Source organism: Pseudomonas sp. MF08817, assembly GCF_059862705.1.
Window position 1 is genome coordinate 25,936 of the sequence record NZ_JCBCUY010000043.1, and the last position, 17,477, is coordinate 43,412.

14 protein-coding genes and 2 pseudogenes are annotated in these 17,477 nt (G+C 63.5%); 8 read left to right on the top strand and 8 right to left on the bottom strand.

Annotation, left to right across the window (positions count from 1 at the left end):
* The first annotated feature begins 44 nt into the window (after positions 1 to 44).
* On the top strand, positions 45 to 494 hold the full coding sequence (locus AC19YR_RS21825; protein WP_095111037.1) for a DMT family transporter: 450 nt from the start codon (positions 45 to 47) through the stop codon (positions 492 to 494).
* A gap of 15 nt (positions 495 to 509) precedes the next feature.
* Here the strand turns inward: AC19YR_RS21825 and AC19YR_RS21830 are convergent, their stop codons facing one another.
* Together AC19YR_RS21830 and AC19YR_RS21835 are read right to left on the bottom strand one after the other, a co-directional pair.
* Positions 510 to 1,364, bottom strand: a complete 855-nt coding sequence (locus AC19YR_RS21830) for a MaoC/PaaZ C-terminal domain-containing protein (protein ID WP_500600104.1) — start codon at positions 1,362 to 1,364, stop codon at positions 510 to 512.
* A 2-nt stretch (positions 1,365 to 1,366) separates the two neighbouring features.
* Complete coding sequence (locus tag AC19YR_RS21835; protein ID WP_500600106.1) at positions 1,367 to 2,719, bottom strand: 3-oxoacyl-ACP reductase; 1,353 nt, start codon at positions 2,717 to 2,719, stop codon at positions 1,367 to 1,369.
* Positions 2,720 to 2,841: 122 nt separating this feature from the next.
* On the opposite strand from AC19YR_RS21835, the gene AC19YR_RS21840 reads away from it, so the two are divergent.
* Entirely contained in the window at positions 2,842 to 4,119 is a 1,278-nt protein-coding gene (locus AC19YR_RS21840) for an acetyl-CoA C-acetyltransferase (protein WP_095111034.1), read from the top strand.
* Positions 4,120 to 4,243: 124 nt separating this feature from the next.
* On the opposite strand, the gene AC19YR_RS21845 is transcribed toward AC19YR_RS21840, so the two are convergent.
* Together AC19YR_RS21845 and AC19YR_RS21850 are read right to left on the bottom strand one after the other, a co-directional pair.
* Positions 4,244 to 5,011: a methyl-accepting chemotaxis protein gene (locus tag AC19YR_RS21845; protein ID WP_500600117.1), complete on the bottom strand. Its 768-nt coding sequence runs from the start codon at positions 5,009 to 5,011 to the stop codon at positions 4,244 to 4,246.
* Between the two features lie 90 nt (positions 5,012 to 5,101).
* Positions 5,102 to 6,190, bottom strand: a pseudogene (locus tag AC19YR_RS21850) (cache domain-containing protein); the annotation flags it as partial.
* Between the two features lie 464 nt (positions 6,191 to 6,654).
* On the opposite strand from AC19YR_RS21850, the gene AC19YR_RS21855 reads away from it, so the two are divergent.
* Entirely contained in the window at positions 6,655 to 7,548 is an 894-nt protein-coding gene (locus AC19YR_RS21855; protein ID WP_095111032.1) for a PA4780 family RIO1-like protein kinase, read from the top strand.
* Positions 7,549 to 7,599: 51 nt separating this feature from the next.
* Here AC19YR_RS21855 and AC19YR_RS21860 read toward each other — a convergent pair whose 3' ends face one another.
* From AC19YR_RS21860 to dksA, 3 genes are all read right to left on the bottom strand, one after another.
* Positions 7,600 to 10,548: a DUF748 domain-containing protein gene (locus AC19YR_RS21860; protein ID WP_500600108.1), complete on the bottom strand. Its 2,949-nt coding sequence runs from the start codon at positions 10,546 to 10,548 to the stop codon at positions 7,600 to 7,602.
* An 82-nt stretch (positions 10,549 to 10,630) separates the two neighbouring features.
* A complete protein-coding gene (locus AC19YR_RS21865; RefSeq protein WP_500600110.1) occupies positions 10,631 to 11,647 on the bottom strand; it encodes a class I SAM-dependent rRNA methyltransferase in 1,017 nt (338 codons plus the stop codon).
* 130 nt (positions 11,648 to 11,777) lie between these two features.
* Positions 11,778 to 12,221: an RNA polymerase-binding protein DksA gene (gene dksA / locus AC19YR_RS21870; protein ID WP_095111029.1), complete on the bottom strand. Its 444-nt coding sequence runs from the start codon at positions 12,219 to 12,221 to the stop codon at positions 11,778 to 11,780.
* A 339-nt stretch (positions 12,222 to 12,560) separates the two neighbouring features.
* Here dksA and AC19YR_RS21875 point away from each other — a divergent pair, with 339 nt between their 5' ends.
* Both AC19YR_RS21875 and sfsA read left to right on the top strand, forming a co-directional pair.
* The gene (locus tag AC19YR_RS21875; protein ID WP_500600111.1) at positions 12,561 to 13,733 is read left to right on the top strand and encodes a pyridoxal phosphate-dependent aminotransferase; all 1,173 of its coding nucleotides are present in this window, start codon (positions 12,561 to 12,563) and stop codon (positions 13,731 to 13,733) included.
* Positions 13,733 to 14,446: a DNA/RNA nuclease SfsA gene (gene sfsA / locus AC19YR_RS21880; protein WP_095111027.1), complete on the top strand. Its 714-nt coding sequence runs from the start codon at positions 13,733 to 13,735 to the stop codon at positions 14,444 to 14,446. Before AC19YR_RS21875 ends, sfsA begins: the two co-directional genes overlap by 1 nt.
* Here the strand turns inward: sfsA and AC19YR_RS21885 are convergent.
* Entirely contained in the window at positions 14,443 to 14,760 is a 318-nt protein-coding gene (locus tag AC19YR_RS21885) for a Rieske (2Fe-2S) protein (RefSeq protein WP_095111026.1), read from the bottom strand. The genes sfsA and AC19YR_RS21885 overlap by 4 nt on opposite strands.
* A gap of 184 nt (positions 14,761 to 14,944) precedes the next feature.
* Here AC19YR_RS21885 and AC19YR_RS21890 point away from each other — a divergent pair.
* The 3 genes and pseudogenes from AC19YR_RS21890 to AC19YR_RS21900 all read left to right on the top strand — a co-directional run.
* Positions 14,945 to 15,679: pseudogene (locus AC19YR_RS21890) on the top strand (heme/hemin ABC transporter substrate-binding protein); the annotation flags it as partial.
* Positions 15,680 to 15,757: 78 nt separating this feature from the next.
* Complete coding sequence (locus AC19YR_RS21895) at positions 15,758 to 16,951, top strand: tyrosine-type recombinase/integrase (protein WP_077750514.1); 1,194 nt, start codon at positions 15,758 to 15,760, stop codon at positions 16,949 to 16,951.
* Positions 16,944 to 17,258 (top strand): hypothetical protein, encoded by a 315-nt coding sequence (locus AC19YR_RS21900; protein WP_500600113.1) that lies wholly within the window; start codon positions 16,944 to 16,946, stop codon positions 17,256 to 17,258. Before AC19YR_RS21895 ends, AC19YR_RS21900 begins: the two co-directional genes overlap by 8 nt.
* Positions 17,259 to 17,477: the final 219 nt, after the last annotated feature.

Below are 17,477 nucleotides of genomic sequence, written 5' to 3' on the forward strand. Positions count from 1 at the left end.
ATTGCCGTATACTCCGCGCACCTTATTTTCTGTTGGAGAGCTTTATGCCTGCCCCTGTCTGGTGGCTGTTGTGCCTGCCCTTTGTCGCCGGTGCGTTCCTGCCGTTGCAGGCGGGCATCAATGGCCAGTTGGCGAAAAACGTATCGAGTGTGTTGGCGGCGGCGTTTATCTCGTTTTTCGTCGGCACCATGGCGCTGTTGTTGCTGGTGCTGGTACAGCGTGAAGTGCCGACCCTGGCGGCGCTGAAAACCCTGACCTGGTGGCACTGGAGTGGCGGTTTGCTGGGCGCGTTTTTCATCACCACGGCAGCCTTCGCCGGGCCGCGTATCGGCGCCATGTTGTTCATGGCCCTGGTGCTGGCCGGGCAGTTGGGCATGGCCCTGGCGCTGGATCACTTCGGCTGGGCAGGGTTTCGCGAAGCGCCTATCAGCGCCTTCAAAATCGCCGGGTTGGTGTTGATTTTGGCCGGGGTGTTCCTGATCCGGCGCGGTTGACCCCCTGCTTGCTACCTACGGCGTCAGCGCACGCCAATGCCCGGTCATGTGTTCGATCTCGCCACCCACCAAACACAACGCCCCCTGCGGCCCCGGTTCACTGGCCAGCAACGTCACCGCCCCGGGCAAGCGCAGCGGTTTTTTGAAGCTCACGCTTATCTCGTAGCCACTGGCCGGCAACCGCTCGCCCAGGGCGGCGAGGGTGCGGGCCTTGCTCCACAAGCCGTGGGCGATGGCTTGGGGCAAGCCGAACAGTTTGGCGCTCAAGGCACTGAGGTGGATCGGGTTGTAGTCCCCCGACACCCGGGCATAGCGGCGGCCGATATCGGCGGGTGCGTTCCAGTGCTCCAGCGCCGTTAGCGCCAGGGGCTCGGGCGCTTCTGGCGCGGTGGGTTCGCCGGGCAACTTCACGCCTTTGCACAGCAGGCGGCTTTCGGCCTCCCACAGCAGGCCCAGGTTGTCTTCCAAGCGGGTGACCAAATCGAACACGGCGCCTTTGGCGTGGGGTTGCAGGTTGTGCACGTGCACGCTCACCCAGGCACTGGCCACGCCGCCCAGGGGCCGCAACACGCGAATGCGGTTGTGCAGGTGGATCAACCCCAGCAGCGGGAAGGGGAAGTCCTGGGCGGTGAGCAACTGCATTTGCAGGGGGAAGGCCAGCACATGGGGATAGGTCGGCGGCAGCCACGCACTTTCGGCAAAGCCACAGACCTGGCGATACGCCGCCAACCGTCGCGGCTCGACCTGCACGGCGCAGCGCAGGCCATCGACCGGCAGGTCGCTGCCGTGGACCTTGCGCCGCAGTGCGGCTTTCACATACAGCCCCGGTAACGCGGGCGGATGGCTGAGGTCGTGCCAATGAACAGTCATGGTCAGGCCCCCAGCACGCTTTGCCCGCACACCCGCAAGGCCTGGCCGCTGACCGCACCGCTGCCGGGTTGGGCGAGCCAGGCCACGGCTTCGGCCACATCCTGGGGCAACCCGCCCTGGCCCAGGGAACTCATGCGCCGCCCGGCCTCGCGCAGGGCGAAGGGGATGTGGGCGGTCATCTGGGTTTCGATAAACCCTGGCGCCACGGCGTTGATGCTGATGCCGCGGCCATGCAGCAACGGCGCCCAGGCTTCGGCCAGGCCAATCAACCCGGCCTTGCTCGCCGCGTAGTTGGTTTGCCCGCGGTTGCCGGCGATGCCGCTGATTGAGGCCAGCAGGATCACCCGGCCGTTGTCCGCCAGGGTGCCGCTGTCCAGCAGGGCCTGGGTGAGGGTTTGCGGCGCTTGCAGGTTGACCGCCAACACCGCGTCCCAAAATTCCGGGGTCATATTGGCCAGGGTTTTGTCGCGGGTGATGCCGGCGTTGTGCACCACGATGTCGATGCCGTCCGGCAGTTGTTCGATCAACTGCGCGCCGGCATCCGCCGCGCAAATATCCAGGGCCACACTGCGCCCGCCCAGGCGTGCGGCGAGGGCATCGAGGTCGGCGCGAGCCTGGGGCACGTCCAGCAGCACCACGTGGGCCCCGTCGCGGGCCAGGGTTTCGGCGATGGCCGCGCCAATGCCGCGGGCGGCGCCGGTGACCAACGCCTTGCGCCCGGCCAGCGGGCGGCTCCAGTCCTGCACTTGGGTGGCGCAGGCCTGTAGGCGCACAACCTGGCCCGAGACGTAGGCGCTTTTGGGTGACAGGAAAAACCGCAGCGCCCCTTCGAGCTGGCTTTCGGCGCCCGCGCCCACATAGAGCAATTGCAGGGTGGCGCCGTTGCGCAGTTCTTTGGCCAGCGAGCGGGCGAAGCCTTCGAGGGCACGCTGGGCGCTGGCGGCGAAGGGCTCGTCGAGGCTTTGCGGGGCGCGGCCGAGGAGCACCAGGTGGGCGCTGTTGTCCAGGTTGCGCAGCAGCGGCTGGAAGAACTCGCGCAGTTGCTTGAGCTGCTCCACCGAGGTCAGGGCGCTGGCGTCGAACACCACGGCCTTGAGGCGCGGGCCGTGGCCGGGAATCCACGCCTGGGCGGGCGCGGCGTCGCTGGCGTAGCTGTACACCGCGTCGGTCAATTTGTGGGCAAAGGCTGCGATCGGCGTCACCAGCGGCCCGCCGCCCAGCAGCAATGCGCCTTCGATGGGCCGCAGGCGCCCGGCCTGCCAGCGTTCCAGGCGAACCGGCGACGGCAGGCCAAGGGCGCCGACCAGGCGATGGCCGAGGGCCGAGTTGGCGAAGTCGATATAACGGTCAGACATGGAACACTCTCCAAGGGCGGGGACTCAAAGTGTGGACCATGAATGGCGATCAGTCGTTCGATCGCCTTGGATACGGCCTACGCTTGTGGGTCTGTAGCCTTTCAAACCCTAGGGAGCTTTCCATGACTCAATTGCGCCGCGTCGCGATTATCGGCGGTAACCGCATTCCGTTCGCCCGCTCCAACGGCGCCTATGCCACCGCGAGCAATCAGGCGATGCTCACCGCCGCCCTGGAAGGGTTGATCGAGCGCTACAACCTGCACGGCTTGCGCCTGGGCGAGGTGGTAGCTGGGGCGGTGCTCAAGCATTCGCGCGACCTGAACCTGACTCGCGAATGTGTGCTTGGCTCGCGGCTGTCCCCGGCCACGCCGGCCTATGACGTGCAAATGGCTTGCGGCACGGGGCTGGAGACGGCGCTGCTGGTGGCCAACAAAATCGCCCTGGGGCAGATCGAATGCGGCGTGGCGGGCGGCGTGGACACCACCTCCGACGCGCCGATCGCCATCAATGAAGGGTTGCGCCGCATCCTGCTGCAAGCCAACCGGGCGAAAACCACCGGTGACAAATTCAAGGCCTTCCTGCAACTGCGCCCCGGGCACCTGGTGCCACAGTTCCCGCGCAACGGCGAGCCGCGCACCGGGTTGTCCATGGGCGAGCACTGCGAATTGATGGCCCAGGCCTGGAGCATCCCCCGCACCGAACAGGACCAACTGGCCCTGCTCAGCCATCAGCACATGGCCGCTGCCTACGCCGAAGGCTGGCACGACGATTTGCTTACGCCGTTCATGGGCCTAACCCGCGACAACAACGTGCGCCCGGACCTGACCCTGGAAAAACTCGCCGGCCTCAAGACCGCGTTCGAGCGCAGCGCCAAGGGCACCCTGACGGCAGGCAACTCCACGCCCCTGACGGACGGCGCGTCCCTGGTGTTGCTCGGTAGCGAGGCCTGGGCCAAGGAGCGCGGGTTGCCGGTTCTGGCCTACCTGCGCGATGGCGAGGCGGCCGCGGTGGATTTCGTCGGCGGCGCCGAAGGCCTCTTGATGGCCCCGGTGTACGCGGTGCCACGGTTGTTGGCGCGCAATGGCTTGAGCCTGCAGGATTTTGACTACTACGAAATCCACGAAGCCTTCGCCGCCCAGGTGCTGTGCACCCTCAAGGCCTGGGAAGACCCCGACTACTGCCAGAGCCGCCTCGGCCTGGCCGCACCGCTGGGCGCCATCGACCGTAGCCGCCTCAACGTCAAGGGCAGCTCCCTGGCCGCAGGCCACCCCTTTGCCGCCACGGGCGGGCGCATTCTCGCCAACCTGGGCAAACTGCTGGACGCCGCAGGCAGCGGCCGGGGCCTGATTTCCATCTGCGCGGCGGGCGGGCAAGGCGTGACGGCTATCGTCGAGCGCTGACGCGGGCTGTGGGCAGGGCTTGGGTGGGAGCGAGCCCTGCTTGCGATGGCTGCCCATAGGCTGTGCCGGCCCTATCGCGAGCAGGGCTCGCTCCCACACAGGCCCGCTCCCACAGGGGAGAACCTCAGGTCTTGAACCGGCGCACCAAGCCATCGAGTTCATGGGACAGCCCGGCCAGGCTCTGGGAGTCGAGGCGCGCGGAGTCGGCCAGTTCGGCCACCCGTTGCGCATCGCCGTGGATCTGGCTGATGTGGCGGTTGATGTCTTCGGCAACTTGGTGCTGTTCTTCGGCGGCGGTGGCGATCTGGGTGTTCATGTCGCGGATCACGTCCACCGATTCGCGGATCTGCCCGAAGCTGTTGCGCGCCAGGCCGATGCGGCTGACCGACTCCTGGGACACCTGCAGGCTGGCGTGCATTTGCTGGGTGACCTGGCTGGTGCGTTTGGCCAGGTTGCCCAGCAAACCGTCGATCTCCGCCGTGGAGTCGGCGGTGCGCTTGGCCAGGGCGCGCACTTCGTCGGCGACCACGGCAAAGCCGCGGCCCTGCTCGCCCGCACGGGCGGCCTCGATGGCGGCGTTGAGGGCCAGCAGGTTGGTTTGCTCGGCAATGGAGCGGATGGTGCCGAGGATCGACTGGATGTCGTTGCTGTCGCGTTCCAGTTGTTGCATCGACTGCGCCGACTGTTCGATTTCCTGGCTCAACTGATCGACGCTCTGCACGGCCGCGTCAATCTGCTGCTGGCCTTCGCGGGCCTGGCGCTGGCCGCTGTCGGCGGATTCGGCGGCCTGGCTGCACGAGCGCGCGACTTCGTTGGCGGTGGCGACCATTTCGTGGAACGCCGTGGACACCATGTCCACCGCTTCGCGCTGGCGCCCGGCGGCTTCGGCCATGTCGTGGGACACCTGGGTGGAGCTGCGCGAGGTGTCGAGGATCTTGCCGGCCGCTTGGCCGATGTGCTGGATCAGGCTGCGGATCGCCGCCAGGAACTGGTTGAACCAGTTGGCCAGTTGCGCGGTTTCGTCGCTGCCGCGAATGTTCAGGCTTTTGGTCAGGTCGCCTTCGCCCTGGGCGATGCCTTCCAGGCCACTGGCCACGCTGCGGATCGGGCGCACGATCAGGCTGGCGAAACTGGCACCGACCCCGGCGAACACCACCGCCAGCACCCCGGCGATCAGGGCGATCAACCAGGTCAACTGGGTGGCCGAGCTCATCACTTCGCTGTGTTTAATCAGGCCGATAAAGGTCCAGCCCAGTTGCTCGGAAGGCCACACGTTGGCCATGTAGCGCTCGCCATTGAGCTGGACTTCCACCAGGCCCTTGCCGGCTTTGGCCAGGTCACTGTAGCCCTCGCCAAGGCTGCCCAGGGCCTTGAAGTTGTGCTCCGGTTGCGCCGGGTCCACCAGGACGGTGCCGGAGTTCTCCATGAGCATCAGGTAGCCACTTTCGCCGAGCTTGATCTGCTTGACGATCTCGGTGAGCTGCTTGAGCGTCACGTCGATGCTGACCACGCCGCCGTTACTGCCCAATTTGTTGTCGATGGTGCGCACGGTGCTGACGTAGGTGGCGTTGTCTTGCGCCCAGTAGTAGGCCGGTGGCCGTATCGGCTTGCCGGGGTTGGCCTGGGCGGCTTGGTACCAGGGGCGTTGGCGTGGGTCGTAGTTGCTCAGCGTGGCATCATCGGGCCACGACACGTAGCCGCCGGCGTTGGTGCCGACAATCGCGTAGGCGTAGGCCGGGTGCGTGGTGCCGAGGTTTTCCAGCAGGCGGAAGATCTGCTTGTCCACGTCGCCTTGGGGGACCTGGGCGGCATCGGCGCTCATGTAGGTCTTGAGGCTGTCGTCGGTGTTGCGGATCAGCGGCTGGGAAGCCAGGTAGTTGACGTTCTGGCTGATGCTGTCGAAGAAGATCTGCATGGCGTTGCTGACCTGGCGGATCTCGCGGCCGCTGCTATCGACAAAGGCCTCTTTGGCATCGTTGCGCAAGTTCAGCACCACCAGGGTGGCGACCAGTACGACCGGCAAGCAGGCGATGATTGCAAACGCCCAGGTCAGCTTTTGTTTGATGTTCATCCGCGCTCCAGATTTTTCTTGTAGGCCCACGAAGTGATCGCGGATTGACGGCAGCCGTAAACGTCTTGTGTGGTGCGTCGAGTCCTTTCGTCCCGCAGCGGGGAAAGCCTTTGTCACCGGGTCGATGACGGTTTTTTGTTGGAGGCAGACAAACTCCCTTGTCTGTAAGGGCTTCGGCTGGCGCGGCGGGAAATTGAGGTGTCTGAGGAAAAATCCTCAGACACCTGGCGCTGCTGTGTCAGATTCTGTCGCAAATGGTGCTGGGTGTGCGGCATGCTGGGTTTGCCGCGTCGGCTATGATTCCTCGCGGTCGGCATAGGCCCTCGGGTTTTGTCCGAATAATCTGGCACATTGAGTGCATCGGTTGCGTTCATAGGTCGGCAGGCTCTCCCACCGGAGAGAGGATTGCCGTATAACGAGTGACATTCGCGTGTTTGGTAATAAAGGACCCACAATAAAAGCTGATGAAGACTCCAAAACGCATTGAACCCCTGATCGAGGACGGTCTGGTCGACGAGGTGCTGCGCCCACTCATGAGTGGTAAAGAAGCAGCTGTTTATGTGGTGCGCTGCGGTAATGAGCTGCGTTGCGCAAAGGTCTACAAGGAGGCGAATAAACGCAGTTTCCGCCAGGCGGCCGAGTATCAGGAAGGCCGCAAGGTGCGCAACAGCCGCCAGGCGCGGGCGATGGCCAAGGGCTCAAAATTCGGTCGCAAAGAGACCGAGGACGCCTGGCAGAATGCCGAGGTGGCGGCGCTGTTCCGCCTCGCCGGCGCGGGCGTGCGGGTGCCCAAGCCGTTCGATTTCCTTGAAGGCGTGCTGCTCATGGAGCTGATTGCCGACGAGTACGGCGATGCGGCCCCGCGCTTGAACGACGTGGTGCTGGAACCGGAGCAGGCGCGCGAATACCACGCCTTTCTGATCCAGCAGATTGTGCTGATGCTCTGTACCGGCCTGGTGCACGGTGACCTTTCCGAGTTCAACGTGCTGCTTACGCCCACCGGGCCGGTGATTATCGACCTGCCGCAAGCGGTGGACGCGGCGGGCAACAACCACGCGTTCAGCATGTTGGAGCGGGACGTGGGCAACATGGCGTCCTACTTCGGGCGTTTTGCCCCGGAGTTGAAGGCGACCAAGTACGCCAAGGAAATGTGGGCGTTGTACGAAGCCGGCACCTTGCACCCGGCCAGTGTGCTGACCGGCGAGTTCGACGAACCCGAAGAGCTGGCGGACGTGGGCGGGATCATGCGCGAGATCGAGGCCGCGCGCCTCGACGAGGAGCGTCGGCAAGCGGTACGCGCCGCCGACGACGCACCGCCGAGCAAGGCTGAAGAACCGCCTCCACCCTGGATGCAGTGATCGCCCACAAAAAATCCGGCCTCGGCCGGATTTTTTGTGTTCGCCGATAAGCTATTCGGCGTCCAGGTGCAGCGGGGTAATCACCCGGCCATCACTTTCGGCCTCGCCCAGGTTGGCGTCGATGAAGTACACGCGGTCGTCGGCCAGTTGCCCTTTATCCACCAGGTAGTCCTTGATGCTGCTGGCGCGGTCCTGGCCGAGTTGGCGCAGCAGCACATCGCTTTCGCTCCAGAACTTGATGACGCCCTCATGCAGTTTTTCGGTGCGCTCGCGGCGGCTCAGTTGTTCCCATTCGGCCGGTGGCTGGGTTTTCAGACGGGTGCGGTAGATGCCTTCGAGCAGGGGCGCTTTCTCGTCTTCCGGCACTTGCAGCAGCGAAGCCTGGGCCGGCACTTTGTCGCCACGGCGCTGGAGCATCTTGTAGTAGGTGTACTGGTATTCGCGCTCCAGGCGTTGCTCGGCAATCAGCGGGCCGTCGCTGCTGGCGGCGCTGGTGCCTTCGATTTCCAGGCGCAGGGCCGGGCGTTCCTTGAGGGCCTTGGCCAGGGTGGCGAGGGCGGCTTGGGCGTCGCTGCCCAACTCGCTGGAGCCGGGGGCGAAGGACACGGTGCCCAGGTCCTGCGACCCGCCACCGCTGACGAGCCCGCCGATCAACTTGAACGGCGCGGCGGCGGCCTTGACGATGAGGTTGCGCAGGGTTTGCCAGACAATGGGCATCACGCTGAACTGCGGGTTGTTCAGATCGCCCGTGACCGGCAGTTCGATGGAGATCTTGCCGTCCACGTCCTTGAGCAACGCCACCGCCAGTTTCAGCGGCAGGCTGACGGCGTCCGGGCTATCGACCTTTTCGCCCAGTTGCAGTTGCTCGACCACCACTTTGTTCTGGGCCTTGAGCTGGCCCTTGGTAATCAGGTAGTGCAGGTCGAGGTTGAGGCGGCCCTTGCGGATGCGGTAGCCGGCGAACTTGCCGGAGTAGGGCGTGAGCGTGGTCAGTTCGACCCGTTTGAAACTGGTGGCGATATCCAGTGCGGCCATTGGGTCGAAGGGGTTGACGCTGCCCTTGATGGTCACCGGCGCATAGCGGTCGACCTTGCCCTTGACGTCCACGGTGGCCGGTTTGGCCTGGCGGCTGTCGATGGTGCCGATCTGGCCGTTGAGCTGCTGGATGGCGGTGGCGAAGTTGGGCGTGAGGCTGAAGTCGGCGAAGTTGGCCGAACCGTCGTTGATGGCGATGCCGCCGATGTGGATGCCCAGGGGTTTTTCCTGGCTGGCGGCGGGTTTGGCGGCGGCTTTTTTCGCGCCGCTGTCGGCCGGTTGCGGGATCAGCAGGTCGTCGATGTTGGTGGTGCGATCATCGTTAATCATGAAGCGCACATAGGGCTGCTTGAGGTTGATGCGGTTGATCGACAGGCTGTCGCCGTGGCGGTAGTCCAGGCCCTCGACCACCACTTGCTGCCACTTGAGGAAATCGCGGGTTTTCAGGGTGTCGAGGGTGTGCAACTGATCGACCTGGGCGCGGCCGGTGATGCTCAGGGCCAGCGGTTCGGTGCTCTTGAGGTTGACCGCCAGGTCGCTGCCGAGCATGCCGCTGCGCAGTTCCAGGCGAATGAAGGGGCTGATGTAGGACTGGGCGACGCGCAGGTCGATGTCCTTGGTTTGCACCGCGAGCTTGGCGCTGACCGGGTTCAGGTTGACCTCGCCATTGGCCAGGATCTTGCCCTGCTTGCCCAACCCGGTATCGAGCTTGAGGGTGAAGGGCGACTGGTTGAGGCTGTCGAAGTTTTGCAGGTCCAGGTTCAGCGGGCCCAGTTCCAGGGCCACGGCCGGTTTGGCTTGGCGGTCGGCCAGGTGCACGTGGTAGTTGCGCAGTTGCACGTCCTTGAGCAGCACTTGCCAAGGCTTGCCGGGCGGCGCCGGTTGGTCGGCTTTGGGGGTGTCGGCGGTGGCCGGGGCGGTGGCGGCCGCTTTGGACGCCGGCTTGGCCGGTTGGCTGGCAAAGAGCTTTTGCCAGTCGAGTTGGCCATCGGCTTCGCGGGCGGCCCAGGTTTCCAGCTTCTGGCTGCGGATCTTGCCGACGATGACCTGTTGCTTGGCCAGGTCGACCGTGGTTTCGCTGATGTCCAGGCGTTCCAGGCGCGCCAGTGGGCGGCCGTCGGGGGCCTTGATGGCGAAAGGGGCGACGCTGACCGCCACGTCGCTGAGCAGCAGTTCGGTCTGCTGGCTCAGGTTGAGTTTGTAGCGGGTGCTGAGGTTGAGCACGCCGTCTTCGAGCACCAGGGGCACGGCGTCACGCACGTAGGGCCACCAGACTTTCATCTTGCCGTCGGTGACTTTCAGGGTGCCTTCGGAGGCAATCGGCACCAGGCTGAAGTTGCCGGTCCAATCGATCTTGCCGCCCTCGGGGCCGGCGGCCACCAGGGTCATGTCGGCGTTGTCGTCGGGCAGGGTGCTGAGGTTTTTCAGCTCCAGGTCCATTTTGTCGTAGAGGAATTCGATCGGCTCGCTGGGGCGCAGGTCCTGGAAGTGCACATAGCCGCCGGCCAGTTTGATGCGCTCGATGCGCAGTGGGAACGGCTTGGCCTCGGGGTCGGCGGGGGTGGGTTCGCTGGCGGGCAGGTTGAACAGGCCCAGCAGGTTGAGCTTGCCGTCCTTGCCGAACAGGATCTGGGTCTTGGGCTTGTCCAGCTCCACGTCCGCCAGGTGCAGGGCACGGGTCCACAGGCTGTCCAATTGCAGGTTGGCGTAGAGGCGCTCGAAGGTCACTTGCTCCTTGCCCGGTTCGCCGATGTTCAGGCCCCAGACGCTCAGTTCCAGGCTGAACGGGTTGAGTTCGATACGCTGGATGTGGGCGGGGGTGGTGGCGTAGTTGGCTAACTGTTGGTTGGCGATGCGCAGGGCAATGCCTGGAAGGATCAAGAAGCCCAGCAAGCTGTAGAGAGCGAGGGCGGTCAACAGGGCGCCAATAGCGCGAATCAATCCTTTGGGCATGTGCGGCGTCATCTGTCTGAATCGGAGTGCCTTGGAGTATGGCACGCCATTCTGGTTCCGAAGTAGCCGTGTTTATTGGCGCCTGAAGTTTGTCTCAGAGTTGCAGGATCAGGGTCTTGAGGGGCGGCTGCCCGTCGTGGGAGGGGAAGTCCGCCCCCGGCGTCATCACCTGCCAGTCGCGTACTGGCCGCCCGGCCTTGTCGGCACAGCGCAGCACCTGCTCGCGCCAGTCGTCGAGGCTGACTTTCGCCAAGTTGTTGCAGCAGATCAGCACGCCATTGTCGGCGGTGGCCAGCAGGGCGGGCTTGAGCAGGCTCTGGTAGTCGCGCAGCAAATCGACAGTACCGAACGCACTTTTGGCCCAGGCCGGTGGGTCGAGTAGCACCAGGTCGTACTGGCGCTGTTCCAGGCGTGGGTAGCTGGGCAGTTTCTGCCCGCGGCGCTGGCTGATGGGCAGCCCGGCGAGTTGGCGGATGGCGGGGAAGTAGTCCGACTGCACGAATTCCATGGCCGGCAGGTGCGGGTTGAGCTGGCCGTTTTCCCGGCCCACGGCCAGGTTGCCTTCGGCGAAGTCCAGGTTGCATACCTCGCGCGCGCCACCGGCCGCTGCGCTGAGGCCGACGCCGCAGGTGTAGGCGAACAGGTTGAGCACACTCTTGCCGGCGCTGTGGTCCTTGACCCAGCCGCGGGTGTTGCGCAGATCGAGAAACAGCAGCGGGTCTTGCCCGGCATGGCGGCCGCGCACGCGGTAGTTCAGGCCCCATTCGTGGCCGACCAGGTCTTGCAGGGCGGCGTCGTGCGCCTGGTAAATGCTGTCTTGGCGGTCGATGCGCGAGTTGCCCCGGGAGCGGTCGTTGTAGACGAGCAGGGTCGCAAGGCCCAGATGCTCATCGACCAGGGCATGCAGTTGCAGCAAGGCGTCGCGTTCCAGGCTTTGGTGGAAGCTTTGCACCAGCAGTTGCGGGCCGTAGCGGTCGATGGTCAGGCCGCCGGCGCCTTCTTGGCTGCCGTGGAACAGGCGATAGCAATCGGTGCCTTGCCCGTGCAGGGTGGCGAGCAGGTCTTGGCGATGATCGAGGGCGGCGCGCAGCGCCTGATTCAAGGAAGACATGCAAAGCGCCTTGCTGGGGAATGGGGCGCGGGAGTTTAACAGCATTGCCTGGGGCGGCGGGCGGGGCGATAAAGCGGGGCAAACAAAAACGGAGCGTTCGCACGCTCCGTTCTTTTATACAAGCCGGCGACTACTTGCCGACCTGTTTTTCCTTGATTTCTGCCAGGGTCTTGCAGTCGACGCACATGTCGGCGGTCGGGCGCGCTTCGAGCCGGCGGATACCGATCTCGACGCCGCAGGATTCGCACCAGCCGTATTCTTCGTCTTCGATCAGTTGCAGGGTCTTGTCGATTTTCTTGATGAGTTTGCGCTCGCGGTCGCGGGCACGCAGTTCAAGGCTGAATTCTTCTTCCTGGCTGGCACGGTCGGCCGGGTCGGGGAAGTTGGCTGCCTCATCTTTCATGTGGTCAACAGTGCGGTCGACTTCCTGCATCAAGTCCTGTTTCCACTTGTTCAGGATCTTGGTGAAGTGATCGCGCATGGGCTTGCCCATGTATTCCTCGCCCTTGACCTCTTTGTAGGGTTCAAAGCCGCTGATCGACTGGTTTGGCTGTTGCTTTGCTTGGGTGGGCATGAATGGACCGCCTCTACTCTTGTAATCCATTGCGCAGGATTGTTCCTTCACCGACACCTGCCGGCCCTGCGGCTGCAAGCGGGCGAACTTACCAGATCAAATCGGGCCGCGCTACTCCCGGTTGTCGAGCGTACGGCCAGCCTTGCATGCAAAAGGTTGCAAAGCCGCGTCTGGTAAGTCGGGTGGCCTGCGTGATTAGTGATTTTAGTCAAGCCTGGGGTGTACGCCCCGGTTGTTGGTCGGGACCTGGCTGACGGCTCTGACCGCTTTAGCCGCTCGCTCGTTCCCCGGGTTGGGTAGAATCGGCTCTTTTGCCTCCCATTGAAGGAATGGCTACCCATGGCTCAGCCCTACAGTGCGCGCAGCCGCGCGATCGAACCGTTCCACGTCATGGCCCTGTTGGCCCGCGCCAATGAGCTGCAAGCCGCCGGCCACGATGTGATCCACCTGGAAATCGGCGAGCCGGACTTCACCACCGCCGAGCCGATCATCCAGGCCGGCCAGGCTGCCCTGACCGCCGGCAAGACCCGCTACACCGCGGCCCGTGGCATCCCTGAGTTGCGCGGCGCGATTGCCGGTTTCTACCAGCAGCGCTACGGCTTGAGCATCGACCCCGAGCGCATCCTGATTACCCCCGGCGGCTCCGGCGCCTTGCTGCTGGCCAGTAGCTTGCTGGTGGACCCGGGCAAGCACTGGTTGCTGGCCGACCCCGGCTACCCGTGCAACCGCCACTTCCTGCGCCTGGTCGAAGGCGCGGCGCAACTGGTGCCGGTGGGGCCGGATGTGCGCTATCAGCTCACCCCGCAACTGGTGGCGCGGCACTGGGACGCGGACAGCGTCGGCGCCCTGGTGGCCTCGCCCGCCAACCCCACCGGGACCCTGCTCAGCCGTGACGAATTGGCCGGGCTTTCGGCGGCGGTCAAGGCGCGTAATGGCCATTTGGTGGTGGATGAGATCTACCACGGGCTGACCTACGGCACCGACGCCGCCAGCGTGCTGGAAGTGGACGACAGCGCCTTTGTGCTCAACAGCTTCTCCAAATACTTCGGCATGACCGGGTGGCGCCTGGGTTGGTTGGTGGCCCCGCCGGACGCGGTAGGCGAGTTGGAGAAACTCGCGCAGAACCTCTACATCAGTGCGCCGAGCATGGCCCAGTACGCGGCGCTGGCGTGTTTCGAGCCTGCGACCCTGGACATCCTCGAAGAACGTCGCGCCGAGTTCGGCCGGCGTCGCGACTTCCTGCTGCCGGCCCTGCGGGAGTTGGGGTTCGGCATCGCCGTCGAGCCTGAAGGGGCGTTCTACCTATACGCCGACATCAGCCAGTTCGGCGGTGATGGGTTCGCCTTCTGCCAGCACTTCCTGGAAACCGAGCACGTGGCCTTCACCCCGGGCCTGGACTTCGGCCGCCACCTGGCCGGGCATCACGTGCGGTTTGCCTACACTCAGAGCCTGCCGCGCTTGCAAGAAGCGGTGGAGCGCATTGCCCGCGGCCTGCGCAGTTGGCAAGGCTGATGCGCTTTTCTCCTGCCCTGGAAGAGGGCCGCTTGCTGCGCCGCTACAAGCGTTTTCTGGCCGATATCGAAACCCTGGAAGGCGAACTGCTGACCATCCACTGCCCCAACACCGGCTCGATGCTCAATTGCATGGCGCCCGGTGGGGTGGTCTGGTTCAGCCGTTCCAACGACCCCAAGCGCAAACTGCCCGGCACTTGGGAAATCAGCCAGACCCCTCAAGGGCGCCTGGCCTGTGTGAATACGGCGCGGGCCAACGGCTTGATCGAGGAGGCCCTGCGCGCCGGGCAGATCACCGAACTTGCCGGGTTCACCGGGCTCAAGCGCGAAGTGCCATACGGCCAGGAAAACAGCCGCATCGACTTTCGCCTGGACTACCCGCAAGGCGCGGCGTTCGTTGAGGTCAAGAGCGTCACCCTGGGCTTTGATGGCACGCCAGTGGCGGCGTTTCCCGACGCGGTAACGGCACGCGGCGCCAAGCACCTGCGTGAACTGGCGGCGTTGGCCCGTGACGGCGTGCGGGCGGTGCAGTTGTATTGCGTCAACCTCACCGGCATCGACGCCGTGCGCCCGGCCGAGGAAATCGACCCGGGCTACGCGGCCGCGTTGCGTGAGGCGGTTACGGCAGGCGTGGAAGTTCTGGCCTACGGCGTGAGCCTGACCTGCGAGGAGATCCGCGTGGAACGGCGCTTGCCCGTGCAGTTGGGCCGTTAAAGCCCGACCCAGATGCCTTGGCTGTCTTCCCGGCAGGGCAGGGCCGCCAGGGATTTTCCGGCGCAGGGGCCGGCGATGCACTCGCCGGTTTCCATTAGGAACAAGGCGCCGTGGGTTGCGCACTGGATCAGGCTGGCGCTGTCGTCGAGAAAACGGTCGGGTTGCCATTCCAGCGGTATGCCGCGGTGGGGGCAGCGATTGAGGTAGAGATAGACTTGGCCGTCGCGGCGCACGGCCAGCAGCTTCTGGCCCTCGACCTCAAAACCGCGACTGGCGGCGTCGGCCAGTTCACTGCTGTTGCATAGAAACTTCATGTCTTTCCTCAAGTGCCGCAGGCGGCGGGCCTGGGCGATCATCCCACGGTAAGGGGAAATGTCAGTGCTTGACGTTCAAATGCAAACAATTATCAAATGCCGGCTTCGCCAGCCGTGCACCGCTGCATAGAGGCCCCCACCGCGCGGCCTGACACAACCAGCCTAGCCATAAAGGAAACCCGCTATGCGCCTGCGTACCCTCACCGTCGCGTTCTGTGCCGCCCTGCTGTTCAACCCGACGGCGTTCGCGGCCGATGTGGCACAGCGCTGGGTCAGTGCCGGGGGCGCGTTGTCCGAGTGGGTCAGTGCCCTGGGCGGGGAGTCTAGATTGGTCGGGGTCGATACCACCAGCCAGCACCCCGAGGCGCTCAAGGCACTGCCTAGCATTGGCTATCAGCGCCAGTTGTCGGCCGAGGGCATTTTGAGCCTGCGCCCGCAAATCCTGGTGGGCACCGATGAAATGGGCCCGCCGCCGGTGCTGGCGCAAATTCGCAGCGCCGGGGTGCAGGTCGAGTTGTTTTCTGCCGAGCCTGAGCTGCCCGTCTTGCAGGCCAACCTGCAACGCCTGGGCACGCTACTTGGTGCTGAAGCAGAGGCTGCGCGGCTGTTCACGGCGTATCAACAGCGCCTCGACCAGCAGGCCGTATGGGTGCGCGAGGCGCAAACCCGCGCCCAGGCCCCGGGGGTGCTGGTGGTGATCGGCAATGCCGGCGGCAAATCGCTGGTGGCGGGCAAGGACACCGCCGCCGATTGGGTGGTGCAGCGCGCGGGCGGGCGCAACTTGGCCAGCCACACGGGCTACAAGCCGTTTTCCGTCGAGTCCCTGGCCGGCCTCAGCCCGGACGTGCTGGTGTTCTCCGACCGCAGCCTGTTCGGCGAAGCGGCGCGGGCGGCGTTGTTCAGGGAGGGTAACCCTATTTCTGTTACAGACAGAGCGCCCATGATTCATTAGCTTAGAGAGAAAGGATCTCTCAGTGCTCAATGAGTGGTATGAACCATGAGGCTACTGTTCACCGATGACAGTTTCGTCCTGCTAACCCAGGCTTATATTGGAATTCCTTTCCTGCTGAACGGGCAAATGGAGTTGGTTGAGCCGGCAAACGATTACCTCATGTATCTGGCGCTGGAACGAGGCAAGACGCGTAGCCCCAAGACATGGAGAAATCACGGCGAAGCACTGTATGACTATTTCTCATGGCTGGAGGCAAACGCCCTCGATTGGGCTCATGTCCCTGTCGCGGGGCACGCTCGATCCGCCGTAAGTAATCTTGCCGCGTATAGGAACTGGTCAATTTCCCTGACAAGACCATCAACGGGCCTAAGGGCCATAAAACCGAGCACTTTGAACCAGCGGCTGACATGCCTCATGGGGTTCTATCAATGGGCGCATAAACAAGGCCGCATTAGCTCAGTTCCTTGGGATGCCTCACCGAAATTTGTTGCCGGAAACAATCAGGGCTTTTTGAGGCATGCACACGCCGCCAAGATGACAGATGGCGACGACCTTCGGCTCAAGGTCTTCCGAGAGCCGCCTAAACTTCTATCGCTTGAGCAAGCCAAGCTTCTGGTTCAGGCATGCACAACCAAAACGCTTCGATTGATGACGGTGCTGATGCTTCAAACTGGCCTTCGCAATGAAGAATGCAGGACATTCCCTATTAAGTATGTTTTTGACCCGACAGGGCTCGATGTACGGAAGCGCATTCGTGTTGATCTCAGCCCATCGGACATGCTGCTGAAGAATTCAAAACCTAGGACAGTCTTCATTGGTTGGCACGTCATGCGGGAGCTTTTCGATTATCTGAGCTTTGCTGAGGGAGCATTCAGGGCCAACTTTGGTCGCAGTGCAAGCCGCTCTGGGATTCAACCCATCTTCTTAAACAGAGATGGTCACCCTTTCAGTGAAAAAGGCTTGAACAATGCGTACAGACGACTTTGGTCTGGGAAGCAACCTCGGATTATGTTCAGGGTTACTCCGCACATGCTGAGGCATACCTTTGCTACTTTTGAACTACTCCACCAGTCGAAGCGTGCGGCCATGGGGCAAGCACTTGCATGGGTTCGAGATCGCTTGGGCCACAGCAGCGTCCAAACGACTAGCATCTATCTTCATTGTCTTGATCTCATGGAAAACTCGGAACTGAATACATATCAGGAAGAGTTGGACTTGCTAGGGAATGCACATGCCTAGACCCAGAAAAAGCTATGGCATGCAGCCAGAAAACATCATCTCAATTGAAACAGCAAAAAAAACTCCTGGTGACATGTCGATTTGCGTTGGAACGAGGGTGTTCGACTTCGCGCAGTGGGCATCGGTACCGGAAGCGATTGAGCCAGCTACGAGACTATTGCTCTCACGTCAGCTACACGAGGCCGTCCAAGAAATTCAATCGTCGGGGGTCAGCCAAGCGACCGTAATGAACCTTTGTGCCTCCGGTATGCGTTATTGGTTCAAGTACCTCGACGCTGAATCGGGTAAGGGCCGCGTCATAGGGTGAATCGCCCCGGGTTTTCTAGACACTCTCCAGGCTCGCTACGTAACGCTTTTCAAACTCTACCGGTGACAGCTGATTGTTGAAACTGTGACGTCGTTGGGGATTCCACGCGCACTTGGACACCCATTCCACGAACACTTGGACAGCGACTCCACGCTGACTTGGACACTCATTCCACGGCCACTTGGACACTGATTCCACAAGCACTTGGACAGTGATGTC